The organism is Parabacteroides sp. TM07-1AC (assembly GCF_003480915.1).
Classification (GTDB): domain Bacteria; phylum Bacteroidota; class Bacteroidia; order Bacteroidales; family Tannerellaceae; genus Parabacteroides; species Parabacteroides chongii.
Window position 1 is genome coordinate 1 of sequence record NZ_QUKD01000032.1, and the last position, 658, is coordinate 658.

A 658-nucleotide genomic window follows, 5' to 3' on the forward strand; every position below is an offset into this window, starting at 1 on the left:
TAATGTTTGGCAGCGTTCCGCTTTAAGCGGTAGTGCTGTTTGTTAGTGATTCATTTATGTTCTCAATTTCCATATCAAGAAAGGTTATATACCATTCTATAAATGATATTCTTTGCCCATCTTTCAATTTCGGTACAAGTCCACTATAATCAGCTCGTCCATCAAACCAAATATGTCCTTTTTCATTTCCATTCACCACCAATAGAAATGTACATCCATGTCCGAAATGACTTATTTGCAGACTGCCTGCAATATGGGAGGTACTAATATACGCATCAACAATTTCCGTTTCCGGGTATCCCTCGTCCCAATTAAAGGAAGTTATCCATTCTTCATTCCAACTATCTTGATATGGGAATTTTTCATTCAAGGAAATATTAGGTTTATCTTTTAATTTGAAATCAACAATAGCTTTATCAAGAGGCAATAATCCATATCCCGGTCCGAAACCTCCATTTCCTATTTCAGAAATAAAAGTTCTGTAATCATCAGGAAGAGTTATACAATGTTTATGCTCAAACTCCTTAATATCTTCTTCAGATAGACAAGGATTATAAGACACCTCTTGTTCCTTTACTCCAAAAGATGCAAATTCTTTATGGCGTCTTATGAAAGCCAATTTTTCTAATATTTCCTTTTTTTGATTCATAATCACTAA

At 34.2% G+C, this 658-nt stretch carries 1 protein-coding gene; it reads right to left on the reverse strand.

The genetic code is table 11. The features are described from left to right. Positions 1 to 22 precede the first annotated feature (22 nt). Positions 23 to 658: SMI1/KNR4 family protein (locus DXD68_RS24005; protein WP_233577307.1), on the reverse strand; the 636-nt coding region annotated here is incomplete at its 5' end.